Origin of the sequence: Marinobacter sp., from assembly GCF_048266785.1 — a bacterium.
GTDB lineage: Bacteria > Pseudomonadota > Gammaproteobacteria > Pseudomonadales > Oleiphilaceae > Marinobacter.
The window spans coordinates 188,294-214,136 of sequence record NZ_JBLWYX010000003.1; the positions used below are offsets into that span (position 1 = coordinate 188,294).

Consider the following 25,843-nt stretch of genomic DNA (forward strand, 5'->3'; position numbering starts at 1 on the left):
GGAGGGTATAGTACGTGAAAGTGATTACCCTGATAAAGACCCACCAAATTACTTGGTCTTTCATGTTGCCGCAAACTCCCTTAAAATGAATTTAAACTTACCAACGGGTTTAAAACATGGCTTTGGTTACTGTGACAGATCCCGCACGGGATTATCTTGCACAACTTATCGAAAAGCAGGATGTGGAGGGCATGGGCGTTCGAATTTTTGTAACCCAGCCAGGCACCAAGAACGCTGAAACCTGTCTGGCTTATTGCCCGCCTAACGAGATCGTACCTACGGATGAGCAGGTAGACCTCGAAAAGTTCACGTTGTATCTGGATCACAACTCCGTGCCGTTCCTTGAGGAAGCCTACGTAGACTACTCCAAGGACCAGATGGGTGGACAACTCACGATCAAGGCGCCGAACGCCAAAGTTCCAAGCGTTGATGAAAACGCGCCTTTGCCTGACCGTGTAAATTACGTTCTGGCGTCGGAAATCAATCCGAATCTTGCTTCCCACGGCGGTGATGTTTCATTGGTTGAAATCGTTGACGGATCTGTCGCCGTTCTGAGGTTTGGTGGTGGTTGCCAGGGTTGCTCAGCGGTCAGTCTTACGCTGAAGCAGGGCGTTGAATCGACCCTCAAAGAGCGCGTTCCCGAAATCACGGCTGTTCGTGATGTAACGGATCACACGCAAACCGAGAACGCCTACTACCAGTAACGGATATCATTAAGATACTTTGCCCGATGCGGGCAGCCGCACTTGCCCCTTCGCGATGGCTGCTCGGCCAATGTCACACTGGCCGAGCTTTCGCATAATCTGGCCCCTGAACTCAGGCGGCAGGTCCTTCCCGCCCGACCACAAATAATATGACCTGCAGACTCACCGTCTACACTTGTACAATCGGGGTTCCCTTTGCTTGACGCTGCACTTCTGTCCGTGCCTGTAATAGCCGCCCTGGTAGGCTGGTTTACCAACTGGCTTGCCATACAGATGTCTTTCTACCCGGTTCAGTTTATCGGCGTTGGTCTCGTCGGATGGCAGGGCGTTATTCCGCGCAAGGCGGAGAAAATGGCGCACATCTGCATTGACCGGACGCTGCGGCAGTTTGGCGATCTGAACGCCGTATATCAGAAACTTGAACCTCAACACATTATTGAACAGGTGATCTCCCAGGTAACGCCACGGCTGGATGAGTACATTGATGAAATGATGTACGAAACCCAACCTGTGCTTTGGGATAACTTGCCCCTGTTTTTGCGCCGCCGGATTTATCAGTGGGCACGGGAGCAGTTGCCTGCCCGAATCGAAAACCTCGTTGAGGATTTCGGCGATGACCTTGATGAATTGGTCGATCTCAAAGCATTGCTAAGCCGTGAACTGAAGCAACACCCCGATTTAATGAATCGCATATTCCAGCAGGCAGGCTCGGTTGAGCTCCGATCGGTTATCAATCGCGGGGCGATTATTGGCGGCGTTCTGGGCTGCTTTCTTGCGGCTGCCTGGTCGATCTATCCCGCGCCCTGGCTTTTGCCGGTTGGCGGGTTCGTGATCGGTTTTATCACCAACTGGCTCGCCATTACTTTGCTCTTTGCACCGCTGGCGCCGCGTCGGTTTCTGTTTTGGAAAATCCAGGGCCTGTTATTGCGTCGCCAGCCTGAAATCAGCGACATCTGGGCAAGGCTGGTTGCTGAAGAACTGATAACCGTAGAGAAGGTGGCTGACGCAATGATCAACGGTAATCAGGGCGACCGCACTCGCGCCATTATGCAGAAGCACCTGAGGCCTTTACTGGACAACTCACTGCTGATGAAGCTTGGTGCGCAGGTAACTGTTGGTTTGAGCGGTTATACCGAGCTGAAAAAAGCCATGAACCAGCAGGCATTGCTGGCGACCAGCGACGTGTTTAGTAACCCCGGTTTCAATAAAGAGCGGGCGCCAGTTGTCGCGGGAGTATTGGCCGGGCAAATGAAAGCGTTACGGCCAGCGGAGTTCCAGGACATACTCCGCCCGGCATTCCGCGAGGAAGAGATTCAATTGATGTTTATAGGCGGAGTGTTTGGTGCTCTGGCCGGCGTCGTTCAGTTTATTGTACTGGGGTATTCTGTATGGTGAGGATAAAGGACGGTAATCGCTAAAGGCAGTTTGTCGGCCGGGGCAGGCCGGCAATACGGCATGCCGTTTTCGCAGGCGTGCCCGGGAACAGTTGCATGAGATAAATACTGTTGCCCCTTTCTTCACCCAAGGCCTCTTTCACCGATTTGACGAACAGTCGATTCGAGGGCGGAGACATGTCATGTTCTTTGTAAAATATGCGCAAAAACTCAATGATTTCCCAATGCTTTTCATTGAGCTCAATGCCGTCGTCTGCAGCAATCACAGTCGCAGTTTCAGGTGTCCAATCGTTGGCGTTTTCGAGAAAACCTTCATTGTTCCGGGCGGGCATCACGGAGCCTGTCATGGGTCACCAACTGATTACGTTTTGAGCCTGAGCTGTCAGATCAACCATCGCAGGAAAATCCACCAAAGCAGCAATCCCGCCGGGGCATTGGCCGAGCCCACGAGCCGCGACATCCGGCGCCAGAGCATAAACGCTAATACTTGCCGCAGTATTGTCTTGCAGGGCAAGGGCCAATACAGCGTTCTCAGTGAGAAGTAACGCGTCTCCGGGCCTGAGCGCACCCATACACGCTACCGATCGCGGATGCTCGGGTGACTTGTTCAGAATGTGGAGGGTATGAATGGGTGTCATAACAGGTCCTGGCTCTTTGCTGAAGGGTACGTGGGAATCAGCCGGCAAAGGCAGTATGTGCGTATTGATGAAGCAATTCCGAATTGCTCCCGGACATTGTGACGCCTGCCACCATATCTTCCAGCGTAAGCCCATAGCGAGTACAGGCGTCTGCGTCTGCATACAGTGCTTCAACGCCAAAAATGGGTGCCGCAGAAAGGTTCCTCTCCACGGATTTTTGTTCAATTTCGCTTGTTTGCTGGAGCTTGCGCAACCAGCTAACGCCCGCACCTGTAAACAGCAGCGATACAGGCTGGTCGAATGCGGCGAGGGAAAACGCCATGTCGAGGGCTTCACGTCCCGCCCAGGTTCCGTAAGGGGGCTGGTCAATCACAATCAAGGTGCTCACGCTCAACCTCCTGCATGGAAATAGATAACGCGCGACGACGCCATAGTGCCTTCAACCCACTCGCCAAGCCCGGCTATCACGAAGGGTTCGAGAAGATTGCTGGCCGGCAGTTCATAACGCTTTTGTTCAGGCTCGTTTACGACCCCACGCCTTAAGGCGGATGCGATACAGGCGACACCCGGGATGGCATTATCTTTCAGAAACCCCGCCCACTCATCTGGCCAATGGGTTTCGTCTGAAGGCGGCGCAGAGAGCGCTGAGGCGAGATGAACCCCGTCGCCATAGAGAAATACTCTATCCAGCGTATGTCCTGCCGTGATCGCAGCCCGGGCGAACGATAAGGCTGTTTGCGGAGCCTGGGAAGAGTAGGGCGCTCCGGTAATAACCAGCGTGTAGTTTTGCAGTTGGATAGCCGCCATGGTTTCAGTTCTTGCCTGAGTGCAGTTTCAGCCTTAGATGGGCCAAGTGTACCAATAGCAAAAACCCCGGCAAAGGCCGGGGTTTCCGCAAACTTATTGGCGCAAGCTGCGCCGGATCTTAATCGTTGCCGGAGAAGGCACCGATAAGGTGCAGCAAGCTCACGAACAGGTTGTAGATGTTCAGGTACAGGCCAGTGGTAGCCATGATGTAGTTGGTCTCGCCACCGTTCACAATGCGGCTGGTGTCATACAGGATGAAACCCGACATCAGGAACACGATCGCAGCGCTGATCGCCAGGCTGATTGCTGTGATCTCAACTCCAAACATACCCGCAACGATGGAGCCCAGAGCTGCAACCAGTACAACAACCAGGCCGGCAACCAGCATGCCACGCATGAAGCTGAAGTCTTTTTTCGTGGTCAGCACGTAGCCGGACAGGGCGAAAAACACCAGGCCCGTTCCACCCAGGGCCTGCATGATGATTTGCCCGCCATTAGAGAACTGCAGGTAATACGTCAGAATCGGGCCAAGAGAAAGGCCAAGCAGGCCGGTAAAGGCGAACACAACAGCAATACCGGCAGAGCTATTGGCAGTGCGTGGTAGCACCAGCCAAATCAGAGCAAGTGCGCCCAGACTGCTCACAAGGCTTGCGCCTTGGCTCAGGCCAATGGACATTGAAACGCCCGCCATGACAGCACTGAATATCAGCGTCATTGCAAGCAGCGTGTAAGTGTTTCGCAGAACCTTGGTCGCTGAAGCACTGATCGGTGCGGTAGCGGATCCGCGGGCAATCATGCCTTTGCGGTTCTGCTGAACATTGTACTGTCTGTTTTGCATTCTGATCTCCGGTTTAATCCAGCTTGTTGGGTTGCTGGCGTCAGGCCGCGGAGCCTGATGAACGCCAATCACCTGGAATTACACTCCATAGTAATGTCGAATTCTGAACTTTCAATCATTTACGACACAAAAATCGCCTCCGAATTCCATTAAAAGCAGTTAATGTTGGGATGTGCCATCGGTTTTGTGCAGGGCGTTGACAGCACAGGCAATTCCGGTATCATGCACACCGCTGTCGCTCGACAGCAATGGAAAACGGTGGGCTGGCAGAGTGGCTTAATGCAGCGGTCTTGAAAACCGCCGAAGGTTTGTAGCCTTCCCGGGGTTCGAATCCCTGGCCCACCGCCATTTTCCCTTTGAATCCAAGTGGTTAGAGTTGAGCGTTTAGGCTCCAAGCACTTCCCGAATATTTACGAGTATCCCCTATAATATACAGTTGTATATTATCCTTCCGATTTTCTCCGATTCCACGCCTTAATAGTTACGGCTTTCTTGGCTCTCAAATAACCATCTGTAGTGCGCTTATCATCGTGCAAAAGGTTCGCTGTGGCATCGCCGCCTGCAGCATCTACGTCAGTTGCGTGTTTAGCTCTCAAGTCGTGTTCGGTAAACCGCTCAACCAGATCTGTGTTTTTAAGCGCATCGGTCATCACCGTTCGCCAACGATTTTGAAAAGCGCTGTCGCTCATCGGCTTACCGCTGCGATCACAGACAACCGTCAACCCTTGTTTTTGATTACAAGTCTTCAATGCTGTCACTGCTGCTTTGAGCTCTGGTGTCCAAGGTATGAAGCCCTTGCGCCCAGTTTTTCTGCTTTTAAAATGTATGCCGTCATTCCGCAATGCATTTAGAGGCATGGCCAGCATATCGCCTTGGCTAAACCCGTCATCAGCTTCACTTCTACCCAGGCCCGAATGAAAGGCGTTGCAACTGAAAGGAATTCGTCTAACTCCCAATCTTCGACGTATCTATCTCGTGCAACGATTTTGTGCTTTTCCACGCCCTTAACAGGATTGCGATCAACAATTCCCCATTGCATCGCTTTTCTAAAAATGTGCGAGAGTAGGGCAATTTCGTGATTTGCTTGGGTTTTGGATGAACGACCACGAACATCAAGATACTGCTGGCAATGCATGGTTGAAAGCTCGCTGGGGTGCATTTCACCAAACACGCTTCGTAGTTTTTTCAATTCTTTTGTATTGTCCTTCTGAGTGCGAGGTGCCTTTGAGGGAATCACCTCTGCAGCGTATCGATTAAACAGTTTGCTCATACCGGATTCTGCAGACAGGTTGCCAACCAGTTCTGCATACTTTCTTAGCGCCTCCTTCTTGTCAGAATCTAGGGTGATCCACGTCTTTCGCCCTGGAACGTAGTTTCGTAGGTGCGCGGGTGTTTTGAATCTCCATTTGCCGTTCTTCCAGTGTACATAAGTCGGCATGTCATGATCACGGGATCGCCGCCTCGGGCTCATTAAACACTCCTTAGCGCATTAAAATTCGGACCGGTTTCGATGCCGCGCTGGGTATTATCCGACAAAACGCGTTCAACATGAGTCTTTGAAATCACCAGTTCATCGATGCCATTTTCGATGTATACAATCCCAAGGGCCTCAAGAACCTGTTTTTGTTGAGTTCGCCGGTGCCTTCCGGTTAGCCTCACTACTTCGTTATTGGTCAAGAACATGACAATCTCCCGTACTTCTTAATCGGAACTAGCTGGGCGTTTGGAGACGCCTCGCCGGAGGCCGCAACGACCGAGCCTTTAAACTACTGTAAGACTTTTTTTCTAGGTGCAAGCGCCGAACGACCGCATAAAACTGCCGCCGTTCTGCAGGGGAGTGCAAAACTTAGTTATTGGGAGCACGCAGGCATGGTGGTGTGAATCCATACACGGTAGGAACCAGCAATGCGGCACACAGCGCCTGAAACTCACGTATCAATAACCCTTAGCAACCTGCTTGCAGGCCACGGTAATTGCATTTCGGTGGATAGATTTAAAATTATTCTGGAAATGTTCACTGAGGCGATTGTTCAGGTAGATCATTCTGACGACTGCGCTCCAGGTAATGCACATTTGGTCAATGCCAGGAATATCATCATCGAATTTTACGAGTACCAAGACAGCAATATCACCTCAGTCGCCATTGAAATGTTCAATGACCGGTTGGTAGGGAATCTCCGGAACGACACACACGGGTTGTTACGTCATTCTCAGTACCAGCCCAAAAAGCTGATTCATTACGCCATTGAGGTTATGAGCTGGGGATTGGTCGTCGGACTTGTCTCTATTTCCGAAAATACAGTGCTCCACTAGTGTCGAGGAGAATGCTCGAAAATAGATGCGGCTATCGCAACACGGTCGTCGCTTTGCGGGTGTTTATTTCATAGTTGTACGGTGCTATCGGCAAAATCACCGTTGCGTTACGCAAGGGAGACCTAAAACACCCAGTCCCTTCCATTGAGAATGCACTTGTTGAGCCGCGAGTATTTCGCTCGATGAAAGCAAGGTAATCGGCGGCCATGCCCGACGCGGGCATGCGGCGCAACATCGATGCGATCTTACTGCCAGAATTCTGTCGAGGTGTATCTCCATTGCACACCATTGCTGCAACCATGCCGGCCCGGGCGTCTTGCGTGACAGCGTTAATTTCAGGGTGCATGCCTCCGTTAAGCAATTTGTGCCCAATGGTTGCCGCCATGCTGTAGTAATTGGCAGCCATCCAATAACTCTGACCGGTCAGGGCGAACGACCCCATCAGCGAATAGGCCATCATGCTTTCCTTGGTGACGCTCTGACGACCAAGCATTAGGTTTTCATAGATGCGATCGGGATGGAGGTGTTGGATGTGCCGCCGGCTTTCGTCAGTAACGATGGGCAGGCGAAACTGGTAATTGTCGAAATTAGTCTTAATTCGATCGTCCAAGGCGAAAGCCAGGAGAAGTTGTGCGGTCTGATCGCCGTCGTTGGACGCGCGATCCATGATGTCCGCAGCCCGTGTTCGGTCGAAGTCCCAGGCTGACGCTGAACTGAGGCCTGCAATGGCAAGCAGAAGGCCAAAGAAAATTTGACCAAACATTTGTTTTACATTCATAGGGCTAACCTTTGCCGTAACTTTGAGAAGGCCGTTGCTTTGATCTGATAGACTCTTGCTCTCGTTACTCCAATATCTAGAGATACCTGCTGCGCCGTTGAGGTCAGCTCTTCCTCATTTAATCCATAGAGTCGACGTATGACGAATTGCTCACGCGCGGTGAGCAGGTTGATTGCTGAACAAATCTCCTTCGCTCGATTGAGAGCCACAAACTGTTGATCGGGGTTCGCCAATAAGCCTACAAGATCTTTCTCGTCTCCGTTTAAGATGTGTTTGGCTTCACTGTGCGTGTCCAGTGTGAATGATGTAAGTCTATTGTTTTCATATTCGCGCTCAGACGCCTTCTTTAATTCAAACTTGATCCACCGGTATGCAAAAGTCATGAATTCCGCTTTGGTTGGGTTGTCGTACATCTCTGCGGCCCTGATCAGCGCAAAGAATGCGTGTGATACCCAGTCCCCATCTCCTCCAGTTCTTTGGTGTTGCTGACTAGCTAACTTGAAGGCCAGCCGCTGATACCTGGTCACGAGCTTGTTGACGGCTTTGCGCCACCGGTTGTAAGGCTCGCTGATGGCGTCGCGCTCGGACGCAGGCCAACAGGAGAAAAGTGCATGGGCTAAGGCCGGGGACAATTGGCATTCACTGATCACGTCCTGGAGCCGCTTCCCTTGATCTTCAGTTGCCCAGTCGATAGCGCTCTCAAGCGCGAACATCGTTTGGTCTCGCTGGTCGTCACCCCAAGACATAAATTCCCGGAACGCTCGGCGAGCTTGTGTAGGTCTGTGAGGCGCCATTCGTTTTAGTGCTGCGTTCCAGATGTCTGGCCGCCGTCCAGTGGCCCGAAATAGACTCGTCAGTGACCAACCAATTTCTCTAGCTATTTGATGCTCAACGGGTTGCCCGCCCAATAGGTAGCTGGGTGCCGTCTCTTTAAGGTCTGGCGTGTTTTCCGGCGTTAATAGAGTGGCTCGATTTCCTTCAGAAAAATTTATGCCCACTGATCACTCCAGTAATTTTAGGGTTAGCTAGAGATTCTCATGGGGCATCGAAACTGCAAGCGCGGACCATCCCGCCTTTAGTATCTGCGGTGATTGCCATGGCGGGAGCGAGCACTCTGAATTGCTTCTATTATCAGCTCAGCATCACTCACGTCATGAAATGTTTTCTCTTTGAAAATGTCACAGTCTTTCTCGCAAGCCGAGCCGAATAGATTGAGCTCCGCATTCAACCCTTGATGCATCATCTCAACCACTTCTGACTCGTTTCGAGCGTCAAAGGGGATTTTAATAGTGAACCTTTCGCCGCAATAGACGGCAGATTTGCCACTCACTACCGTCCCGCACGAAAGAGCCGATTTGTAGCGATCTATTTCTGCGGTGCCAGCTGCGACGTTACCCTTCAACATCGATATTTCTCCAAGTCGTGCCTGCTGTTTTTGGTATGCGTTAGTCGCAGTATCCATCGTCATTGGCTGAGCGGAAACGAGTAGGGCATTCTTATACAAAATGAACTGAGAGGTGAGCGCGCCAACTGATAAACGCACGGGTAGCGGGTGAGCCAAGTCATACTGTAGGGATCTATCCACCGGCCCACCTTTCTCATAACTCACCCGGGCAACTTTTTGATAAACATCCAGCTCCCCTTCCTGTAATACTTGGTTGCCTTGCGGTGCCAGTACACTCACAAGGTGATAGTAGGTGTTCCACCAGGATTGATTGACCGTGACATCGATATAGATGTTGCCGCTTATAGAGCCAGAATCAACAGAGCGAACGTCGTAGGATCTCAGGACGAAGGCATACCCTGCATTCAACTGATTTCGTGGGCCAACCAGAAACTCATCAAGCACCCGGCGGTAATCACCAACGGTTCGCTGAGCCATTCCCAAAGAGTGCGTCTCATCGATGCGTTGCTCCCATGTTTTGATTTCTTTCGGGGCAATGCGCGACAAATTCTGATCTGTCAGGTTCACAGATAAGCGCACATGCACGCCGTCGAAAGTCTCGTATTCTTCTAGCACCTCGAAGTCATCAACGCGCCCCGAGGTAACCGATGTAGACATCGACTTGAACGTGTCTCCGGTCTTTGTTGAAACAGAAAACACATGGCTGCCAAGAGCCTCAACCAGGGCGTCGCCCAGGGCCAGCTCGATAGCGGCATCGCGATTGGACGCAGTAGCCCCAACGGTTACCTGCGTGCTCGCTAGTGCTGCCTGGGCCGTCATTGCAGCTAAAGCGAAAGTAATAGTTCGGCACATAGTGTTCATATATTACTCCTTGTTTTTCCAGCCAAGCACATAGCTCTCTGCAACAGCGGTGCTGCCTTCCCACCAGACCCGCTCTGCAATGATCTCAGAGCGCACGGAGCCGGAAGATGTTGTGAAACTCCAATTAGAGCGGCTACCAGATTGAACGGCCGCTGACTTCACACTCAGCCCGTGAATTTGTTCTGTCGCTGAAATCCGAGCAATATGCCGGGCGTTTTCTCGAGCCTTGCGTTCAACTGAAATCATGGACATGCCTGACTGCCGTTCGGAGGATGATTTCTCGACGACAAACGCATAAACGGTGCCGCCCGCATCGCCCTGGCGGGACTCTTTGGCAAGCTTGTACGCCTCCAGCTTCCGCATGATGGCCTGTTCGTGACTCCGCTTAACTTCCTCTCTGGCATTCTCCAAAACATCGACCGGAACACTCATGCGGACATAGGCGGTTACAGGCCCCTCTCCTCGGTAAATCGCATGCTCCGATTGCGTGCTGTGGAGCAGGGCAGAGGAGGTAGAGCCCGTGTACCGTTCGCTAGAAACGGATCTTTGTGAGATCCCGCCCGGGTCAGTCTTTTCGGTCGCCTGTGTTCTTTGGCTGGTTACAACAATTCCACCCACTGCTCGAATGTACTGGGCCTGCGCGTCGCTTCTTGCCCGACGCATAGCCTCAGACTCAGTGGATGCCTCACCAATACCGACAAAGACGTGGCGGGCCACCGTGTTATCAATAAACTGGGTTTTTGTTGTCCAGACTGGTAGCTCACCACGATCGTGAGCTACCGGGCCTGATGCGCAACCTGCTAACGAAAGAAGGGTTGTGACGATTGCCAGTGAGCGCAGAATGAACATCACTCCACCTCCAGAGCGCTCACGATTTCGTTTTCCTGAACGACAAAGGTGCTCTCAGGGACAGACGTACGAACAAAGGCCTGAAAAAAGGTTTTCCCCCTTTTTTTGTCTCCCCATTGCTCGAAGCGCCAATCGACCGGCTTCATCTTGCTTAGTGCGTGGACTGAAACTTGGGTTGTGACACGCTCCAGTTTTTGCATCGGATCTTGAATGTCGCTCTGAAGACTTCCCCCTTTATCCATTCGCGTCACGACATCCTCAACCTCAGTTGTCGCGTAATTGGCGACCTGCCGGCGAGCATCATCCATAGCCGCATCTCGCGCACCTTTCTGGGTACTATGCCGATTGCTCATTCCAACGAATCGAATTACCTGCTCGCCGGCGTCTTCTTCAATCTCGCCGGTCAACGTCCACATGGGGCGCTCTTTCTCTGAGTCGGATGTCCAGATCAGAGTGTCTGCCACTTGAGGTGGTTTGTAAGTCGAAGAGCAGCCGGAGCCGACTGCGCCAACGGCCAAAACTATTGCGATTAATGTCATTCTTTTTTGCTGCATAATGCACCTGGATGTTGTTTGTTTAACTACCAGTGTCCATGCATTCTGCAATCTGCAACCCTAGAAGCCGGAATTTTTAAATCCGCTCAGCCTTGCCGTAGCGATTCTTGAGCGCTTAATGCAGCTCTGGATGCCGGGAAGGATTCAACTTCACAACAATTCTTATGGTTTCATCCTCGGCCATACTCGAAGAACCCCTTAGCGATAGTGGTCACGGGATCACGTACGGTTAGAACCTGGCTACCTTCCATAATCGTTGATGCAGGTTCCTTGTATAAATCGGCACCACCGCCCGAAAGAATGGTGAAATCCACTCCCTTTGCTATAGAGGGGCGAAGCTTTTGCAGGATTTTACTCAAGACAGGTTCAGCAACATTTGTCGCTGCTAATGAGAGGTAGGGTGTAGTGGTTCAATGATTCCGGACACCAACGTAGGTGGTAATATCGCCACCATAAGTGAGGTGTCTGATGACCAGGAAACGACGATCTTTTACGCCAGAATTCAAACAGGAAGCCGCCTGTCTGGTGCTTGACCAGGGCTACAGTGTTGCCGAAGCCAGCCGCTCTTTGAATGTCGGTGAGAACGCCCTAAGGCGATGGGTAAAACAGCTTTCTGAGGAACGTGGTGGTGTTACACCCAAGTCGAAAGCGTTGACGCCGGAGCAGCAGCGGATCCAAGAACTGGAAGCTCGTTGCGAGCGTCTAGAGCGGGAGAAATCGATATTAAAAAAGGCTACCGCTCTCTTGATGTCGGACGAGATGAATCGTACGCGCTGATAGACCAGTTGAGTGAGCAGGAGCCTGTAGAGATGGTCTGTAAAGCGTTTGAAGTCTCGCGGTCCAGTTATTACGACTATCGCCGCAGGCGGTCCGTGGTGGACGCCGAGCGAGTGGTTCTGCGAGCCGATGTAAACCGGATCTTTCGCAAGAGCCGAAGTTCAGCAGGAAGCCGTATGATCACCACCATGCTTAATGAGGAAGGCGTTGTGATCGGACGCTTCAAGGTTCGCCGCCTGATGAGTGAGCTGGGGCTGATCTGCAAACAACCTGGTCCACACGCTTACAAGCAGGCCTCCGTGGAAAGGCCAGACATTCCAAACCGGCTGAATCGTGAGTTCAGCGTCAGTCGCCCAGACCAGGTGTGGTGCGGTGACATCACCTACGTGTGGGCTGGTCAGCGATGGAGCTATCTGGCGGTTGTTCTGGATCTCTATGCCCGCCGGGTCGTTGGCTGGGCGCTATCAGACCGGCCTGATGCCGAGTTGGTGGTGAAGGCATTGGATCATGCGTATGAGCAGCGAGGAAAGCCGACTGGGGTTCTGTTCCACTCCGACCAGGGCAGTCAGTACGCCAGTCGATTATTCCGTCAGAGGCTCTGGCGTTACCGCATGGAGCAAAGCATGAGTCGCCGGGGAAATTGCTGGGACAATTCTCCGATGGAACGGGTCTTTCGCAGCTTGAAGAGCGAATGGATTCCGTCACTCGGTTACCGATCAATTCCGGATGCACGAAAGGATATCGGCGACTACCTGATGGACTACTACAACCGGCAGCGCCCTCATACATTCAATGACGGCATGCCACCTGTGGTCGCGGAAGAAAAACTTAAAATACTGTCCGGGATTAGTTGACCACTACATTCTACAGCGATCGCTTTTACCTCAGTGAGAATAACGATCTGGCTCCGCAGGACTATCAATGTGACGAGCTATGCTTACCGGTGCCTGACTATAAAAGAATCGAATCCGCCAAAAATACTGCGGAGTGGGATGGAAACCTATCGATTCCCGTGGCGCCCTTAGCGTGGGAATGGGGTGAGTACTACGTCGACGACCTAACTGTGCTCACTAAACGTAAGTTTGTGGCTAAGTTTTGTAATATCAACAACACAGTGAAGAGTGAGCTCATCGCAGATTTTAAGAGGCGCTCGGCGAACGGTGTGAAGTCCATGTACGCCTACAGACTGGTGGCTGGCGCGGATCCCGACGATGACACCGAGGGGTTCCCGGTTGCAGTCCTTACCATTCAAGCATCAGAAACTACATCTCTTGACCAAGCGACTCTGGATGCCTATATAAACCATCTGCGACCATTGTTAGAGCTATTGAAGGACATGCTGGCCCTTCGAACGCAGTGGAAAAATAGTCTGAACCAATATTAATTGCAAAGACCATTCTGAACCGGTAAAAATCACGAGCACTGTTCACATGCTATAATAAGGGCCCTAGGAGGCAACTATGAACACGGAAATCTATAGTCCTACTGACCTTTTGTCGCGGTTTGAGCAGGTAGACGAGCAGAGCGCAGAAGCAGCAGAGCGCGCAGCGAAAGGCTTCTTCCAAGTGCTCCGAGACGGGCATGGTGTTGAGGCAGAAACTTCAGAGTCTTCAGCAGTGCGTAAAAACAAGCGATTTATCTTGCGTGCCGACGGCTCGATAGAAACCAGTAGTCCTGCTTAATATTCGGAGTCGAGTTGAAGGTGTTTTATACACCTTCAACTTTCTCCCATATGTCATTACATACAGTCATTCTTCCTTTTTCGCATCACTGATTAGAGTTTTCCGCCCGTTGGCGTTGAGCCATATGTTTTCATTGACCTGCTCCTCTCTGGCTTATCGTTATGCCCTTATCTCATGGCTCGGAAAACGCGGTCCAGCACCGATGAAGGCCCAGACCATGAAGGCGAAAATGGAATAGCTCGGCGTAATACCCTCGTATAGCCGGCCAAGGGTCAGCAACGACAACGCCTTCTCAGAGTCGCTATTCAAGACGCTGAAATACCGTCCAGAATGGCCTTCATACGGCTTTAAAAGCCTCAGTGATGCGCGGCGCTGGGTAGGTCACTTCGTGACTTTGTACAACACCGAGCACAAGCACAGCAAGCTGCGCTTCGTCACACCCCAAGAGCGGCATACTGGCGAGGATGTTGCCATTCTGGCTCAGCGTCAGCGTGTGCTGGAGCAAGCCAAACAGCGGACACCGAGCCGCTGGGGAAGTCGCCAGATCAGAAATTGCGAGCCCGTTGGGCCAACGACACTGAATCCGGAAAAATGCGTTGTAGAAAAAGACGCGGCTTAAACACAGAAACAGTGCCAACTATCTTGAAATACACCGCTGCCCCGGTAAGCATAACACCCCCGAGCTTGAGGCCTTGGAAAAGCTGAAATTCCGTCAAGAAATTAGAGCGGCCGTAGACCCCGCTGCTGTCCCAGAAGACTGGGATGCATGGTTCGACTGAGAACTCACAGTCCGGGAATACAGCTTTCGGTACATCAAGAGCCCCGTACATAGAGAGGTAGGCACATGACCAACCACGCACCCACGCTAGACCAATTACGTTCAGAGGCAGTTGCTGCAACGCAGAGGCTATTTGAGAGTGACGAAATACCTTTGGATCCCATGGATTCTGCAGAAAAAATCGTATCGTCCGCGATATCATTGACAGACTCGAACACGGTGTTTGGACATAACCACAGTTTATGGAAGTCATGGAAGAGCGCTTGAGGCTTCTAAATATACAGTTTCTAAGTGCTTGATTTCGCGTAGCGACAAGCCATTCGTTAAATTCGTGACAATTACGCGATTTTACCAACACTTTTGCGCAATTACGCATCCAAAACCACAATTTTGACATGGTAGAGGTCCCCAGTTCGAATCTGGGTGGTCCTACCAATTCTGCAGAGAAAGTCAGTTACTTGCGCAAGCCGTAAGAACTGGCTTTTTTTATGCCCACGCAATGCTCGAAAATGAATTATTGAAATAACCCGCCCGCCACTCCCTTCTCAAAACCGATTTCATCAAGAGCTTTTTTCGATGCGGAGATAGTGTGTACTCAAGACCTGATTCCACAGGTTTACGCGAACTTTACGGTTCGCCGGTGTTAACCCGGCGGTATTTATCGAACCATTCTCCTGAAAGGATAACCTTGATTATGTCCATAGTTCAGAGAGGAATAACCATGCGTAGATCGGGATTTTTTGTGGCCTTGGCATTAAGCGCTGCTGTAGCGACACCTGTTATGGCTCAGATGGACGTCGAGGATCAGATCAACACTCGCCAGAGCGCGTTTACCTTTGCTGGATGGAATATGGGCAAAATCATGGACAAGAACGACAACACGAAGCTTAAGCCCGAGTTTTTCGATAAGCAGGAAACCGAAAACTGATCAGGCCAACGACGGCAAGCCCAAAACGTTTATGCCATAGCATCCAGGTACCACCCAGATTTACCGTTGCCAGTGAACCTGTAACAGTATGTACCAGTAACCAGTGAAACAACCGTGCGGGTATATCCCACAGGGAAATCGATTTCATTTTCAGTTCCTTGAAAACCCCTTATAAACGCGAGCAGATTACCCGAACGATACCGGTTTTGCTTTATACTGCCCACCGGAATTCATGTACCAAATTAAAGGTTTATTCAATGCGAGTGGTTATCCGTTATTTTTTCCGGACGTTACGTCTTATTCTGACGCCCTTTGTGCTGTTGAGCGAAAAGCTTGGTGGGGGCAAACCTTTGGAACGCAGTGGCGAGGAACAACAAAAGGTGAACTCGGCCTGCGAGAACCTCGCGCTGTATCAGTTCAAAACCTGCCCTTTCTGCGTCAAAGTACGCAAACAGATCGCGCGGCTAAACCTGAATATTGAAAAGCGGGATGCCCAACATAATGCGACCCACCGGGCCGAGCTGGAGCAAGGCGGCGGAAATGTGAAAGTGCCTTGCTTGTGGATTAAAAACGAGGATGGCAGCGTACAATGGATGTACGAATCCAGCCATATCAATGCCTGGCTGGACCAGCGATTTGGGAAAGTTGGCTAAATCAGACTTGGTAAAATTCGCGGTACCAGTCCACAAAGTTGCCTATACCCTCTTCCACGCCCGTGGCCGGTTTGTACCCTACGTCGCTGATCAGGTCATCGACATCGGCGTAGGTGGCTACTACATCACCTGGTTGCATAGGTAGCAGGTTCTTCTGAGCTTTTTTACCCGTTCGCTCTTCAATTATTTCGATGAAGCGAGACAGCTCGACCGGGTTGTTACTGCCAATGTTGTAGATGCGGTACGGGGCCTTGCTGGTACCAGAATCAGGGGCATGCCCGCTCCAGTCGTTGTTGGGCTGGGCAACTTGGTCAAGCGTGCGAACAACGCCCTCCACAATATCGTCGATGTAGGTGAAATCACGCTTGTGGTGGCCATGGTTGAACACATCGATTGGCTCACCCGCAAGAATCTTTTTGGTAAAGATAAACGGTGCCATGTCCGGGCGGCCCCAAGGGCCATATACCGTAAAGAACCGCAGGCCAGTGGTAGGCAAGCCATACAGGTGGCTGTATGAGTGGGCCATCAGCTCGTTGGCTTTTTTAGAGGCAGCGTACAAGCTCAGGGGATGGTCCACGTTATCATGGACAGAAAACGGCATGGCCTCGTTCGCCCCATAAACAGAACTGCTTGAAGCGAAAACCAGATGCTTCACATCGTTATGGCGGCAACCTTCCAGTATGTTCATAAAGCCAACAAGGTTCGCATCCACATACGCGTTAGGGTTTTCCAGTGAGTATCGCACACCCGCCTGAGCGGCAAGGTGTACGACTCGTTCAGGGCGATGCATTGCGAAAATATCTGCCATCACAGAACGATCTGCGATGTCCTGGCGCACTTCGGCGAAACCGGGGTAACCGGTCAGGCGTGCTAAACGGGCTTCCTTGAGACTGACATCGTAATAATCGTTGACGTTGTCAACGCCGATGACTTCGTTTCCCCGCTCCAGTAACCGATGCGCAAGTTGCGCGCCGATGAACCCGGCGGTGCCCGTTACCAGAATCTTCAAGTCTTTCGCTCCCTTTTAAACCGCGTTTACCAGCTTTAGAACGTGACGCCGGCACTGATGAAAGGTCCGTCGATTTTCACATCGAAAACGTCGTCACCGTCTTCATAATCTATCGCGATCTGGCGGTAGCCTGCACGCAGTTGCAGCAATGAAATGCTGTACTGGCCGTATACGTTGAAGTCGCGCATTGAGTCGCCATCAAAGCTGATGAAGTTGCCTTCAGCACCAACGGCTGCACCGGTCAGCGGCAGATCGAAGCGGGCTGAGAGATAGCCCATGGGCAACACACCGTCGGCCTCGGTGCGGCTTACCTGGGCGGTGTTCGCAATGTTCTGTACCAGCAGCTCACCCGAGAAGTCCCGCACGGTCAAGCCCAGATCAAGATTTACCCAGTTGTCGAGAATCTCGTAGTACAAAGTGAGATCCAGTTGCTCCAGATCCAGATCTGACCGCACTGATGCACCCGCACCAATGTTAATATAGGAATTGGTAAGCGTCCCTCTACCGCTTTGTTGAACCAGCGTATAAGCCAGGCGTACATTAGGCAACACAGGTACCGGGTGCTCCAGGTAGATGCTGGCATTTGCGTTGCCGTCTTCTTTCATTTGCAGTTCATTGTCTACATCAACCAGGCTGTTGCCAGACGATACAGTCCCGGATAAATCAGAATCCCAGTAGCTCACGCTGGCACCCAAGCCCACCACGTCGGCTTGCGCCAGAGGTACTACCAGAAAAGGGGCGGCCAGAACAAGAGAACTGCCTACCGCAAGTGTCAGTTTACGCATAGTGCACCTGTATCGTTATTGTCTGTTTGGATTTATCGTCAGGAATCAGTCGAAGTTGATACCAAGGCGGCGGCCAACTTCCTCGTAGGTTTCGATAACGTCGCCCAGTCCTTGGCGGAAGCGATCCTTGTCCATCTTTTTGCGGGTCTCTTTATCCCATATACGGCAGCCGTCCGGGCTGAATTCATCGCCCAGCACAATATCCGTGCCGCTGCGACCGAACTCCAGTTTGTAATCCACCAGCAACATTCCGGCGTCATCAAACAGGTTTTTCAGTACACCATTGACTGTGTAAGTGAGCTCTTTCATCTGCGCAAGCTCGGTCTCGCTTGCCCAATTAAAAGTAACGGCCAGAGACTCATTCACCATTGGGTCGTGCAGAGCATCGTTTTTCAGAAACAGCTCATAGGTTGGCGGAGTCAGCTCCTGCCCCTCTTCCACACCAAGGCGGCGGCAGAGGCTGCCCGCAGAGACATTTCGCACCACGCACTCTACGGGAATCATATCCAGCTTTTTCACCAAGGTTTCAGTGTCGGACAGCAAGCCTTCAAAATGTGTTGGCACACCGGCGGCTTCAAGCTTCTCCATGATGAATGCGTTAAAGCGATTGTTAACCATGCCCTTGCGGCTGAGTTGCTCTTTCTTTTCACCATCAAACGCTGAGGTATCGTCCCGGAAGACCAGAACAAAGCGATCCGGATCGTCGGTACGGAACACGGATTTGGCCTTGCCTGCGTAGAGTTCTTCGCGTTTTTCCATTATAAGTCTCCGAAACGGAGGCCCGCACCGCGGGCACCCCGTTAAATCAGTATAGGTAATCGAACAGCTGTGCCAGCAGGTCTCCAGCACTCTGTGTGCCGTTGTAATCCTGAACCGTATCAGCAGTGACACTTACGTAGCCATCATGCCTGGTAAGATTAACCGTGTGAGTGTGGCGAGCTGCTTCTTTATCGCTGAACCAGCTAAACCAGCCAGGGTCGCGCTCATCGGCGGTGCGGAAATCAACGAAGAGCCAGCCTTCACTACGGTTGAGATCAACGATGGCAATATCCGACTCGGTAAACGCCCGATTAACCTCAGCCCAGGAACGGCCATAATCAAGTTCCATGCGGATGGCTTTTGCCGTGTCATCCTCGGACACAAGTTTAACCAGCGGCTTGGAAACCATCCCTGACGCCGCCCGGGAGAACGATTTGCTTTCTTCTCGGGCTTTCAGAAATTCGCCAAGATCGGCAAGCACGCGCTTTTGCAGCGAAAGCTCTTCTGCTGAAGGATCAGTGATTCCTCGCCAGGAAATAAGCTCCGAAGGCCAGGACGCACCTTCTTCTGAGAGATTGTCCGAGGAGAGTTTGCGTACCTGGATTTCGGTGGTTTTCCGACGCACGCCTGGGGCTACACGAACCTGCAATACGACTTTGGGCTCTGCAGTGGTTACTTCGGAGGGCGCACTCGATAGCTCCAGAAGCTCGCGGGCCCGCATGCTGAAGTTTGCCAACTCACTTTGCAGCAGGCCCAATTGCGGGTTGTCGTGGGCGACGCCCAGGCCCTGCTCATTCATGTACGCTGTTACCGCTGGCCAAATACGGCCTGGAACATCGTTTACCAACAGCCAGGCGCGGCCATCCAGCTCTTCAACCACATAGTTTTCTTCGAGAATTTCCGAAGTCATATCCGGGGGCCGGGGGATATCAGACGGATACATTTCGCTGGCATCCGCCGGATCTATTTCACGAACGGGCATGACCTGGTTGAAGCGTGAGGAATCTGCCGTTTCGGGCAGAGACAGCGCATCACCTTCCTTTGCATTTACATAATGTGTGGAGCGATCTTCAACAAAGCTGCAACCGGACGTCGCGACGGCCAGTAACAGCGCGGATGCAATCGCTATGGGTCGGAATGCATCAAACTTACGGGTTCCTGAAAGAACCGGCATCGGCCTACTCTCTGTGGGGGACTGTTTCCGGGGAGGCATCTGCAAACTCAGAGCACACCCGATGCTTTCATCGCCTCTTCAAGCTCGGCGTGGAATTTCTCGCTAAACGGGGTCAGCGGCAGTCGGATACCCTCGCCAATCATGCCCATACGCTGCAGAGCCCACTTCACCGGTATGGGATTCGCCTCAAGGAACAGCTTTCGGTTCAGTGGCATCAGAAGCTCGTTCAGACGCTCCGTCTCTTCGCGATTGCCGGCGATGGCTGCTGCACATAGCTCAGACATACCTTTGGGCGCTACGTTCGCAGTGACAGAAACGTTACCTTTCGCACCCGCCAACATCAGTTCGGCCGCAGTTGCGTCGTCACCTGAGTAAACCGCCAGGCGCCCGTCAAGAGCTGCAATCAATTCTGCGCCACGGGGAATATTGCCAGTGGCGTCCTTGATGGCAACGATATTCGGGATATCAGCCAGTCGCAGAACGGTCTCATTAAGCATATCGCAGGCGGTACGTCCGGGGACGTTGTAGAGCATCTGACTGATACCCGGCACCGCTTCAGAAATGGCTTTAAAGTGCTGATACAAGCCCTCCTGAGTAGGCTTGTTGTAGTAAGGCACAACGAGCAGGCAAGCGTCGGCACCGAGCTTGTGGGCTTCGGACGTAAGATAAATGGCTTCCCGCGTGCTGTTGCCACCGGAACCGGCTATAACAGGGATTCGACCATTTACACGTTTGATGACGTGACCAATTACCCGGCAGTGCTCTTTCTGATCGAGCGTTGCGGATTCCCCGGTGGTCCCCACAGCCACGATACCGTCTGTACCGTTCTCCAGATGAAAGTCTACCAGCTTATCCAGATCCTCCCAGTGAATGTCACCGTTTGGATGCATGGGCGTGACCAGTGCGACAAGGCTACCCGTAATCATAAAAACTCCGTCCGAATAAAACGGTTATGTTAATGTTGGGCACGAACTGACACAAGGGAATTAAAGGAGATGTCATGTCATCTGTTGAACTGAACAAGCCGGTACCGGACTTTGAAGCGGCAGCCACGGGCGACCAGACCGTTCGTCTGGCGGATTTGCGCGGCAAGAATGTGGTTATTTATTTCTACCCGAAAGACAATACGCCGGGCTGTACAACCGAAGGGCAAGACTTCCGGGATCAGATGAAAACGTTTGCTGAGCTGGATACAGAGATTTTCGGGGTCTCACGAGACGGGCTAAAGGCCCACGAGAATTTCCGAAAAAAGTTCGAATTTCCATTTCACCTGATTTCCGATAAAGACGAAGCGCTGTGCAAGCTGTTCGACGTCATCAAGCTTAAGAAGTTATACGGCAAAGAGTATATGGGCATTGATCGCAGCACGTTCCTGATTGATCAGGATGGCGTGCTGCGTAAAGAATGGCGTGGAGTGAAGGTTCCGGGGCACGTGGATGAAGTGCTCGCGGCCGTAAAAGCGCTCTGAGGCCCGGCAGCTACATCTATTCTGGCGCGGTTGAGGAGAACGGTTCCTTGACCGGCCAGGCCGAAAATACAGCTTTCAGCATGGTTGCCAGCGGAATGGCAAAGAAAACGCCCCACAACCCCCAAATACCGCCAAAAAACAGCACTGAAATAATGATGACAACCGGGTGCAGGTTATTTACTTCCGAAAACAGCACCGGCACCAATACGTTTCCGTCCAGGGCCTGAATGATTCCGTATATCACCATTACCCAGATAAAATGGGTGCCCCAGCCGAAGGCGAACAGCGCAATCACCGCAACCGGAATGGTCACAACGGCAGCGCCGATGTAGGGAATCACAACACTCAGGCCTACCAGAAGTGAAAGCAGCGCCGCATAAGGCACACCCAGGAATTTGAACGCGATGTAGGTTGCGCTGCCAACGATCAGAATTTCAAGAGCTTTCCCCCGAACGTAATTAGCACACTGAAGGTTCACTTCGTGCCAGATTTGCAACATCATCGGTCGCTGGGGCGGGAGCAACCGGGAAATGGAGCCAAGCAGGACTTCACGATCTTTCAGGAAGAAAAACACCAGGATAGGCACCAACACCATGTAAATCAGGAGTGCCACCAAATCCGGGATACTTGATAACGAGAAGGACACCAGCCACTGAGTCATGTGCCCTACTTCGGTGCTCACCTGCTGGTAAAGACTGCGCACCGCCTCGGCCGAAATCATGTGAGGGTATTCTTCCGGCAGCACCTCAAGATAGGACTGAAGCTCGCCGATGATTCGGGGCGCCTCGCCGGCCAGATTACTGAGCTGAGTCCATATAAGTGGCAGCAGGCCAAAAATGAAGCCCACCAGTACGCCGAGAAACACCAGGAATACGCTCAGTATTGCTATACCCTCGGGAACGCCGAGAGTGTTCAGCCGGGTAACAAGGCCCTGCAAAATGAACGCGACAATGAGGGATCCGATCACTGGTGCAAGCATGGCACCAAACCAGATAATGAAAACTGTGCCTGTCACCAGAATCAGGAAAAGAATGACAGCTTCTTCATCTGAAAAGTATTTGTGCGCAAGACCGCGTAAAATTCTGAACATCAAGGACTCCGGAAAATTAACCGCCGCACTCTATCACAAACCGGTAATGGCCTTCAGTTTCTGATGAGTCGACCAAGCGGTGGCGGGACAACTCCAGAAAGGCCGGGATATCGCGAGCGGAGCCCGCATCTGTGGCAATGACCTCAAGCTTTTCGCCGGGCGCCATGCCGTTGAGTTCCAGCTTTGTTTTCAGCAGAGGCATCGGGCAGCGCAGCCCGGACGTATCCAGTGTACGATCGACCATAAAGAGGGTGCACCATCACAAGACATGGAATTCGCAAGCCGGCATTATGCCCCCAGTGATACTGTATTGCATCACAATACCTGTTAATCAGCGGATCCGGACTTTATGCCGGAATCTCAGCAGTATTGTGCTGTCACAGGTGCAGGTCGAACCAGGAGCTCGCAGCATTACATGAATAACGTCCTTATAAAGTGCCGCTATTATCGAAAGCTTTTAGTCGCCGTGGCTTGCGCTTATGCGCTGGTATCCGGTTCCGCGGCTAGCGCACAGGAAACCCGGCTGCCGAATATCGGAGGAACCGGTGGCGGACTTATTTCCGGACAACAGGAAAGCGAAATCGGGCAGCAGGTTATGGTATCAATCCGCCGCTCGGCACCACGCATAACAGACCCTCTGGTTTACGATTATCTGAGTGCCATTATTTATAAACTCGTGCCTTCAGCGCCACTGGATAACCGCAACCTTACCTTTGCACTCATTGATAGCCCAGCCATAAACGCCTTCGCGGTACCCGGCGGTATTGTCGGCGTAAACGGAGGCTTGTTCCTCAACGCAGCCACGGAGCAACAGTTTGCATCGGTGCTCGCACACGAGCTTGCCCACCTCAGCCAGCGACACTTTGCCCGCCGGTTGGAGCAGCAGGAAACCAGTACACCCCTTACCATTGCAGGGATGATCGCCGGTATTGTGCTGTCTGCGGTCACGCAATCCGATATAGGGATTGCCGCCATTGTCGGCACTCAGGCTTTGGCCATCCAGAACATGCTGGCGTATAGCCGGTCACACGAACAGGAAGCCGACCGGGTGGGGCTGGATATCCTGGCAACCGCAGGAATGGACCCCCGCGGCATGCCGGAAATGTTCGAGATCATGATGCGACAGAACCGGCTACAGGGGAACAACATGCCGGAGTATCTCTCAACGCACCCGCTGACCCAGAACCGGGTGGCGGATACCCGCAACCGTGCGGAACAATTTCCGGAAAGACCCATCAGTGACGGCCAGGAGTACCATCTGGTGCGCAGCCGCCTGCAGGTGCATTATGCGCAGTCGCCCGAATTGGCCGTAGAGACCTTCGAAAACCACCTGAATAAACCTGGCACTCAAAGCAATGACGCAATCCGTTACGGGCTGGCTGTTGCTTACCTGAGCAACGACCAGTTCGAGAAGGCCGCCAAGGGTATTAAGGAGTTACTGGTCAGCAATCCGGGCCGGATAACCTTTCAGGTGACGCTTGCAGAAATCTTGATGCAACAGAACAAACTGGACGAGGCGAGAGCTCTGCTCAAAGACGCTCTGAGTAGAAACCCCGGCAACTATCCGATCACATCCACTCTTGCCGATGTGGAAATTGCAACGGGGAACGGTACTCAGGCAGCCGAATATCTGAAACAGCTGACGCGCAGGATGCCCCAGCAGGAGTATCTGTGGCTGAGACTGGCAGAAGCCGAAGGCATGGCCAGGAACATTGTTGGCGTGCACCGCGCCCGGGCGGAATACGATGCCCTCATGGGAGATTTGGAGTCTGCCCAGAGGCAACTCAGGCAGGCTCAGGAGAAGTTGCCCGCAGGCTCTGCCCAGAGACAGGTGGTGAGTGAGCGGCTGAGTGAGATCACCAGCCGCCTTCAGGCGCACAGAAACAGCTAAGCTCAGGCGTTACCAGCCGCTTTCAGGTTCATCCCTGCGGTGAAATCCAGCATGCGGCGCAGGGGCCTTAGGGCGTCCTCCCGGGTTTCCTCCTCCACCAGCACTTCCTGATCACCGTTCTCAATCACATGGAGAAGGTTTTCCAAGCCGTTCATCGCCATCCAGGGGCATTGGGCACAGCTGCGGCACGTGGCACCGTTGCCGGCCGTAGGCGCTTCAATAAGCGTTTTATTGGGTGCCAGTTGCTGCATTTTGTAGAAAATGCCATTGTCTGTCGCGACAATGAATTCCTGATTCGGCAAGGTCTGTACCGCGTGGATCAGTTGCGAGGTTGAGCCAACGACATCCGCCATCTCCACAACGGCATCGGGAGACTCCGGGTGAACCAGAACAGCAGCGTCGGGATACAGCGCCTTAAGATCTTCCAGCCCGCGATGTTTGAATTCCTCATGCACAATGCACGAGCCATCCCACAGCAGCATGTCAGCCCCAGTGGTTTTCTGTACATAGTGGCCAAGGTGCTTATCGGGAGCCCAGAGTATCTTCTCCCCCCGGGCATCCAGGTCTTCCACAATTGCCTGGGCACAGCTGGACGTTACAACCCAGTCGGCGCGGGCTTTAACAGCAGCAGACGTATTGGCATACACCACTACAGTGCGATCACTGTGCTGATTGCAGAAGGCTTCAAACTCATCCGCCGGGCACCCGACATCCAGGGAGCAGGTCGCTTCCAGCGTAGGCATTAACACGCGCTTTTCAGGGTTCAGTATCTTGGCCGTTTCACCCATGAAGCGAACGCCCGCAACAACCACCGTCGAGGCCGAATGCTGATTCCCGAAACGGGCCATTTCCAATGAATCTGCCACACAGCCGCCGCTTTCCTCAGCAAGGCGCTGGATGTCGGGATCTGTGTAATAGTGAGCCACAAGTACGGCGTCCTTTTCCTTGAGGACAGCCTTGATACGGGCTTCAAGCCGCGCCTTCTCATCAGCGCTGAGCGGCTTCGGCTCCGCAGCGTGGGCCAAGTGTTCCTGAACAAGGATTCGGTCTTCCGCTTTAGTCATGAGCAGCTTCCCTCAGTTACTTTCTATGCCTGAGTATATCATTTCAGACAGCAGTAGCACTGTACGGACTATAACTTGTCTCGCAAGATCTCTTTCCGGGGCTGTGGGATGACGACTTTATCAACCAGAAGCCCTTTTGCCTTGATGTAGTCTGTCCCCGCATCCACGGCAGCAGTCACAGCAGCTACGTCGCCGGTCAGGGTCAGAAAACCCTTGCCACCGATTGCCATGGCCAGATGGATATCGATCAACTCGACGTTCGCTGCTTTTACTGCAGCGTCTGCTGCTTCGATGATGGTGGCAACCGAGAAGGTCTCAATAATACCCAGGGCCGACGTTTCCTCGATTACGCGTGTACCGCTAATGGCGGAGAAGACAGACGGATGAACATTGGGGATGATCAGTTCGTCCACAATAGTTTCGCTGCCCATATCCAGCCCCGCCGACATGGCGGACTCAACGGCGGCCACATCGCCGGCTACCATGACCATGAATTTGCCCGGGCAGATGGTCCGGTTAAACACAATTTCGACGTTCGCCGCCTTCAACATGGCGTCGCCTACCGCGTAGCCTTTTGCGATTGAATTCATTTCAATCATTCCGATCGCGCTTTTGTTGCTCATGATCAATTCCTGTCAGAACCC

32 protein-coding genes, 1 tRNA gene and 1 pseudogene are annotated in these 25,843 nt (G+C 52.5%); 12 read left to right on the forward strand and 22 right to left on the reverse strand.

The features are described from left to right. The first annotated feature begins 116 nt into the window (after positions 1-116). Entirely contained in the window at positions 117-704 is a 588-nt protein-coding gene (gene nfuA, locus ACN0V1_RS06315; protein WP_417544194.1) for a Fe-S biogenesis protein NfuA, read from the forward strand. Between the two features lie 195 nt (positions 705-899). Beyond that, a complete protein-coding gene (locus tag ACN0V1_RS06320; RefSeq protein WP_417544195.1) occupies positions 900-2,099 on the forward strand; it encodes a DUF445 domain-containing protein in 1,200 nt (399 codons plus the stop codon). 19 nt (positions 2,100-2,118) lie between these two features. Here ACN0V1_RS06320 and ACN0V1_RS06325 read toward each other — a convergent pair whose 3' ends face one another. The 5 genes from ACN0V1_RS06325 to ACN0V1_RS06345 all read right to left on the reverse strand — a co-directional run bounded on the left by ACN0V1_RS06325 (position 2,119) and on the right by ACN0V1_RS06345 (position 4,381). Next, positions 2,119-2,445: a TusE/DsrC/DsvC family sulfur relay protein gene (locus ACN0V1_RS06325; RefSeq protein ID WP_417544196.1), complete on the reverse strand. Its 327-nt coding sequence runs from the start codon at positions 2,443-2,445 to the stop codon at positions 2,119-2,121. Between the two features lie 3 nt (positions 2,446-2,448). Continuing rightward, a complete protein-coding gene (tusB, locus tag ACN0V1_RS06330; RefSeq protein WP_417544197.1) occupies positions 2,449-2,736 on the reverse strand; it encodes a sulfurtransferase complex subunit TusB in 288 nt (95 codons plus the stop codon). Between the two features lie 37 nt (positions 2,737-2,773). After that, positions 2,774-3,124 carry a DsrE family protein gene (locus ACN0V1_RS06335; RefSeq protein ID WP_417544198.1) on the reverse strand — a complete coding sequence of 117 codons (351 nt, stop codon included), beginning with the start codon at positions 3,122-3,124 and terminating at the stop codon, positions 2,774-2,776. 2 nt (positions 3,125-3,126) lie between these two features. Further along, on the reverse strand, positions 3,127-3,543 hold the full coding sequence (gene tusD, locus ACN0V1_RS06340; protein ID WP_417544199.1) for a sulfurtransferase complex subunit TusD: 417 nt from the start codon (positions 3,541-3,543) through the stop codon (positions 3,127-3,129). 118 nt (positions 3,544-3,661) lie between these two features. Further along, entirely contained in the window at positions 3,662-4,381 is a 720-nt protein-coding gene (locus ACN0V1_RS06345; RefSeq protein WP_144776749.1) for a Bax inhibitor-1/YccA family protein, read from the reverse strand. A gap of 257 nt (positions 4,382-4,638) precedes the next feature. On the opposite strand from ACN0V1_RS06345, the gene ACN0V1_RS06350 reads away from it, so the two are divergent. Further along, positions 4,639-4,729, forward strand: a tRNA-Ser gene (locus ACN0V1_RS06350). Between the two features lie 95 nt (positions 4,730-4,824). Here the strand turns inward: ACN0V1_RS06350 and ACN0V1_RS06355 are convergent. The 3 genes from ACN0V1_RS06355 to ACN0V1_RS06365 all read right to left on the reverse strand — a co-directional run bounded on the left by ACN0V1_RS06355 (position 4,825) and on the right by ACN0V1_RS06365 (position 6,064). Next, positions 4,825-5,238, reverse strand: coding sequence for a tyrosine-type recombinase/integrase (locus tag ACN0V1_RS06355; protein WP_417544200.1), 414 nt, complete (start codon positions 5,236-5,238; stop codon positions 4,825-4,827). Then, positions 5,229-5,651, reverse strand: coding sequence for a hypothetical protein (locus tag ACN0V1_RS06360; protein WP_417544201.1), 423 nt, complete (start codon positions 5,649-5,651; stop codon positions 5,229-5,231). The genes ACN0V1_RS06355 and ACN0V1_RS06360 overlap by 10 nt, the downstream gene beginning before the upstream one ends. A gap of 200 nt (positions 5,652-5,851) precedes the next feature. Beyond that, on the reverse strand, positions 5,852-6,064 hold the full coding sequence (locus tag ACN0V1_RS06365; protein ID WP_417544202.1) for a DUF4224 domain-containing protein: 213 nt from the start codon (positions 6,062-6,064) through the stop codon (positions 5,852-5,854). Between the two features lie 300 nt (positions 6,065-6,364). Here ACN0V1_RS06365 and ACN0V1_RS06370 point away from each other — a divergent pair, with 300 nt between their 5' ends. Then, a complete protein-coding gene (locus ACN0V1_RS06370; protein ID WP_417544203.1) occupies positions 6,365-6,694 on the forward strand; it encodes a hypothetical protein in 330 nt (109 codons plus the stop codon). A 31-nt stretch (positions 6,695-6,725) separates the two neighbouring features. On the opposite strand, the gene ACN0V1_RS06375 is transcribed toward ACN0V1_RS06370, so the two are convergent. The 5 genes from ACN0V1_RS06375 to ACN0V1_RS06395 form a co-directional block, all read right to left on the reverse strand. After that, complete coding sequence (locus tag ACN0V1_RS06375; RefSeq protein ID WP_417544204.1) at positions 6,726-7,472, reverse strand: hypothetical protein; 747 nt, start codon at positions 7,470-7,472, stop codon at positions 6,726-6,728. Then, on the reverse strand, positions 7,469-8,470 hold the full coding sequence (locus ACN0V1_RS06380; protein ID WP_417544205.1) for a sigma-70 family RNA polymerase sigma factor: 1,002 nt from the start codon (positions 8,468-8,470) through the stop codon (positions 7,469-7,471). The genes ACN0V1_RS06375 and ACN0V1_RS06380 overlap by 4 nt, the downstream gene beginning before the upstream one ends. 77 nt (positions 8,471-8,547) lie before the next feature. Next, on the reverse strand, positions 8,548-9,738 hold the full coding sequence (locus tag ACN0V1_RS06385) for a hypothetical protein (protein ID WP_417544206.1): 1,191 nt from the start codon (positions 9,736-9,738) through the stop codon (positions 8,548-8,550). Positions 9,739-9,741: 3 nt separating this feature from the next. Beyond that, positions 9,742-10,587: a hypothetical protein gene (locus tag ACN0V1_RS06390; protein WP_417544207.1), complete on the reverse strand. Its 846-nt coding sequence runs from the start codon at positions 10,585-10,587 to the stop codon at positions 9,742-9,744. Next, positions 10,587-11,141 carry a hypothetical protein gene (locus ACN0V1_RS06395; protein WP_417544208.1) on the reverse strand — a complete coding sequence of 185 codons (555 nt, stop codon included), beginning with the start codon at positions 11,139-11,141 and terminating at the stop codon, positions 10,587-10,589. The genes ACN0V1_RS06390 and ACN0V1_RS06395 overlap by 1 nt, the downstream gene beginning before the upstream one ends. Before the next feature lie 468 nt (positions 11,142-11,609). On the opposite strand from ACN0V1_RS06395, the gene ACN0V1_RS06400 reads away from it, so the two are divergent. The 6 genes and pseudogenes from ACN0V1_RS06400 to ACN0V1_RS06425 all read left to right on the forward strand — a co-directional run bounded on the left by ACN0V1_RS06400 (position 11,610) and on the right by ACN0V1_RS06425 (position 15,959). Continuing rightward, a protein-coding gene (locus ACN0V1_RS06400) for an IS3 family transposase (RefSeq protein ID WP_144776824.1) occupies positions 11,610-12,772 on the forward strand; the annotation gives its coding sequence in 2 pieces (ribosomal slippage) (positions 11,610-11,865 and positions 11,865-12,772; 1,164 coding nt in all). Further along, positions 12,769-13,302: a hypothetical protein gene (locus ACN0V1_RS06405; RefSeq protein WP_417544209.1), complete on the forward strand. Its 534-nt coding sequence runs from the start codon at positions 12,769-12,771 to the stop codon at positions 13,300-13,302. Before ACN0V1_RS06400 ends, ACN0V1_RS06405 begins: the two co-directional genes overlap by 4 nt. 76 nt (positions 13,303-13,378) lie before the next feature. Beyond that, complete coding sequence (locus tag ACN0V1_RS06410; RefSeq protein WP_417544210.1) at positions 13,379-13,600, forward strand: hypothetical protein; 222 nt, start codon at positions 13,379-13,381, stop codon at positions 13,598-13,600. Between the two features lie 196 nt (positions 13,601-13,796). After that, positions 13,797-14,219 (forward strand): annotated as a pseudogene (locus ACN0V1_RS06415) (integrase core domain-containing protein); the annotation flags it as partial. A gap of 880 nt (positions 14,220-15,099) precedes the next feature. Further along, positions 15,100-15,306, forward strand: a complete 207-nt coding sequence (locus tag ACN0V1_RS06420; protein ID WP_417544211.1) for a hypothetical protein — start codon at positions 15,100-15,102, stop codon at positions 15,304-15,306. A gap of 257 nt (positions 15,307-15,563) precedes the next feature. Continuing rightward, entirely contained in the window at positions 15,564-15,959 is a 396-nt protein-coding gene (locus tag ACN0V1_RS06425) for a glutaredoxin family protein (RefSeq protein ID WP_417544212.1), read from the forward strand. Between the two features lies 1 nt (position 15,960). Here the strand turns inward: ACN0V1_RS06425 and ACN0V1_RS06430 are convergent, their stop codons facing one another. Genes ACN0V1_RS06430 through dapA form a run of 5 tightly spaced genes read right to left on the reverse strand, consistent with a single transcriptional unit; the run spans position 15,961 to position 20,612 of the window. After that, positions 15,961-16,968, reverse strand: a complete 1,008-nt coding sequence (locus ACN0V1_RS06430; RefSeq protein WP_417544213.1) for an NAD-dependent epimerase — start codon at positions 16,966-16,968, stop codon at positions 15,961-15,963. A 35-nt stretch (positions 16,969-17,003) separates the two neighbouring features. Further along, entirely contained in the window at positions 17,004-17,753 is a 750-nt protein-coding gene (locus ACN0V1_RS06435; RefSeq protein WP_417544214.1) for a TIGR04219 family outer membrane beta-barrel protein, read from the reverse strand. A 45-nt stretch (positions 17,754-17,798) separates the two neighbouring features. Beyond that, positions 17,799-18,512: a phosphoribosylaminoimidazolesuccinocarboxamide synthase gene (gene purC / locus ACN0V1_RS06440; RefSeq protein ID WP_417544215.1), complete on the reverse strand. Its 714-nt coding sequence runs from the start codon at positions 18,510-18,512 to the stop codon at positions 17,799-17,801. A gap of 46 nt (positions 18,513-18,558) precedes the next feature. Next, a complete protein-coding gene (gene bamC / locus ACN0V1_RS06445) occupies positions 18,559-19,686 on the reverse strand; it encodes an outer membrane protein assembly factor BamC (RefSeq protein ID WP_417544216.1) in 1,128 nt (375 codons plus the stop codon). Positions 19,687-19,733: 47 nt separating this feature from the next. Further along, positions 19,734-20,612: a 4-hydroxy-tetrahydrodipicolinate synthase gene (gene dapA, locus ACN0V1_RS06450; protein ID WP_417544217.1), complete on the reverse strand. Its 879-nt coding sequence runs from the start codon at positions 20,610-20,612 to the stop codon at positions 19,734-19,736. A 74-nt stretch (positions 20,613-20,686) separates the two neighbouring features. Here dapA and ACN0V1_RS06455 point away from each other — a divergent pair, with 74 nt between their 5' ends. Beyond that, positions 20,687-21,154 (forward strand): peroxiredoxin, encoded by a 468-nt coding sequence (locus tag ACN0V1_RS06455; protein ID WP_417544218.1) that lies wholly within the window; start codon positions 20,687-20,689, stop codon positions 21,152-21,154. Positions 21,155-21,170: 16 nt separating this feature from the next. Here ACN0V1_RS06455 and ACN0V1_RS06460 read toward each other — a convergent pair whose 3' ends face one another. Next, on the reverse strand, positions 21,171-22,244 hold the full coding sequence (locus ACN0V1_RS06460; RefSeq protein ID WP_417544219.1) for an AI-2E family transporter: 1,074 nt from the start codon (positions 22,242-22,244) through the stop codon (positions 21,171-21,173). Between the two features lie 16 nt (positions 22,245-22,260). Further along, on the reverse strand, positions 22,261-22,488 hold the full coding sequence (locus ACN0V1_RS06465) for a sulfurtransferase TusA family protein (protein WP_417544220.1): 228 nt from the start codon (positions 22,486-22,488) through the stop codon (positions 22,261-22,263). Positions 22,489-22,659: 171 nt separating this feature from the next. On the opposite strand from ACN0V1_RS06465, the gene ACN0V1_RS06470 reads away from it, so the two are divergent. Further along, complete coding sequence (locus tag ACN0V1_RS06470; RefSeq protein WP_417544221.1) at positions 22,660-24,135, forward strand: M48 family metalloprotease; 1,476 nt, start codon at positions 22,660-22,662, stop codon at positions 24,133-24,135. A gap of 2 nt (positions 24,136-24,137) precedes the next feature. Here the strand turns inward: ACN0V1_RS06470 and nadA are convergent, their stop codons facing one another. Together nadA and ACN0V1_RS06480 are read right to left on the reverse strand one after the other, a co-directional pair. Further along, positions 24,138-25,199, reverse strand: coding sequence for a quinolinate synthase NadA (gene nadA / locus ACN0V1_RS06475; protein ID WP_417544222.1), 1,062 nt, complete (start codon positions 25,197-25,199; stop codon positions 24,138-24,140). 68 nt (positions 25,200-25,267) lie between these two features. Beyond that, positions 25,268-25,822: a BMC domain-containing protein gene (locus ACN0V1_RS06480; protein WP_417544223.1), complete on the reverse strand. Its 555-nt coding sequence runs from the start codon at positions 25,820-25,822 to the stop codon at positions 25,268-25,270. Positions 25,823-25,843 lie beyond the last annotated feature (21 nt).

Excerpts from the sequence above, each read along its gene's own strand:
- ACN0V1_RS06395 (WP_417544208.1), bottom strand. The coding sequence starts at position 11,141 with ATGCAGCAAAAAAGAATGACATTAATCGCAATAGTTTTGGCCGTTGGC.
- ACN0V1_RS06355 (WP_417544200.1), bottom strand. The coding sequence starts at position 5,238 with ATGCCTCTAAATGCATTGCGGAATGACGGCATACATTTTAAAAGCAGA.
- nadA (WP_417544222.1), bottom strand. The coding sequence starts at position 25,199 with ATGACTAAAGCGGAAGACCGAATCCTTGTTCAGGAACACTTGGCCCAC.
- ACN0V1_RS06385 (WP_417544206.1), bottom strand. The coding sequence starts at position 9,738 with ATGAACACTATGTGCCGAACTATTACTTTCGCTTTAGCTGCAATGACG.
- purC (WP_417544215.1), bottom strand. The coding sequence starts at position 18,512 with ATGGAAAAACGCGAAGAACTCTACGCAGGCAAGGCCAAATCCGTGTTC.
- bamC (WP_417544216.1), bottom strand. The coding sequence starts at position 19,686 with ATGCCGGTTCTTTCAGGAACCCGTAAGTTTGATGCATTCCGACCCATA.
- tusB (WP_417544197.1), bottom strand. The coding sequence starts at position 2,736 with ATGACACCCATTCATACCCTCCACATTCTGAACAAGTCACCCGAGCAT.
- ACN0V1_RS06390 (WP_417544207.1), bottom strand. The coding sequence starts at position 10,587 with ATGTTCATTCTGCGCTCACTGGCAATCGTCACAACCCTTCTTTCGTTA.
- ACN0V1_RS06325 (WP_417544196.1), bottom strand. The coding sequence starts at position 2,445 with ATGACAGGCTCCGTGATGCCCGCCCGGAACAATGAAGGTTTTCTCGAA.
- ACN0V1_RS06410 (WP_417544210.1), top strand. The coding sequence starts at position 13,379 with ATGAACACGGAAATCTATAGTCCTACTGACCTTTTGTCGCGGTTTGAG.
- tusD (WP_417544199.1), bottom strand. The coding sequence starts at position 3,543 with ATGGCGGCTATCCAACTGCAAAACTACACGCTGGTTATTACCGGAGCG.
- ACN0V1_RS06455 (WP_417544218.1), top strand. The coding sequence starts at position 20,687 with ATGTCATCTGTTGAACTGAACAAGCCGGTACCGGACTTTGAAGCGGCA.
- dapA (WP_417544217.1), bottom strand. The coding sequence starts at position 20,612 with ATGATTACGGGTAGCCTTGTCGCACTGGTCACGCCCATGCATCCAAAC.
- ACN0V1_RS06345 (WP_144776749.1), bottom strand. The coding sequence starts at position 4,381 with ATGCAAAACAGACAGTACAATGTTCAGCAGAACCGCAAAGGCATGATT.
- ACN0V1_RS06435 (WP_417544214.1), bottom strand. The coding sequence starts at position 17,753 with ATGCGTAAACTGACACTTGCGGTAGGCAGTTCTCTTGTTCTGGCCGCC.
- ACN0V1_RS06420 (WP_417544211.1), top strand. The coding sequence starts at position 15,100 with ATGCGTAGATCGGGATTTTTTGTGGCCTTGGCATTAAGCGCTGCTGTA.
- ACN0V1_RS06365 (WP_417544202.1), bottom strand. The coding sequence starts at position 6,064 with ATGTTCTTGACCAATAACGAAGTAGTGAGGCTAACCGGAAGGCACCGG.
- ACN0V1_RS06360 (WP_417544201.1), bottom strand. The coding sequence starts at position 5,651 with ATGAGCAAACTGTTTAATCGATACGCTGCAGAGGTGATTCCCTCAAAG.
- ACN0V1_RS06375 (WP_417544204.1), bottom strand. The coding sequence starts at position 7,472 with ATGAATGTAAAACAAATGTTTGGTCAAATTTTCTTTGGCCTTCTGCTT.
- ACN0V1_RS06470 (WP_417544221.1), top strand. The coding sequence starts at position 22,660 with ATGAATAACGTCCTTATAAAGTGCCGCTATTATCGAAAGCTTTTAGTC.
- nfuA (WP_417544194.1), top strand. The coding sequence starts at position 117 with ATGGCTTTGGTTACTGTGACAGATCCCGCACGGGATTATCTTGCACAA.
- ACN0V1_RS06465 (WP_417544220.1), bottom strand. The coding sequence starts at position 22,488 with ATGGTCGATCGTACACTGGATACGTCCGGGCTGCGCTGCCCGATGCCT.
- ACN0V1_RS06460 (WP_417544219.1), bottom strand. The coding sequence starts at position 22,244 with ATGTTCAGAATTTTACGCGGTCTTGCGCACAAATACTTTTCAGATGAA.
- ACN0V1_RS06480 (WP_417544223.1), bottom strand. The coding sequence starts at position 25,822 with ATGAGCAACAAAAGCGCGATCGGAATGATTGAAATGAATTCAATCGCA.
- ACN0V1_RS06425 (WP_417544212.1), top strand. The coding sequence starts at position 15,564 with ATGCGAGTGGTTATCCGTTATTTTTTCCGGACGTTACGTCTTATTCTG.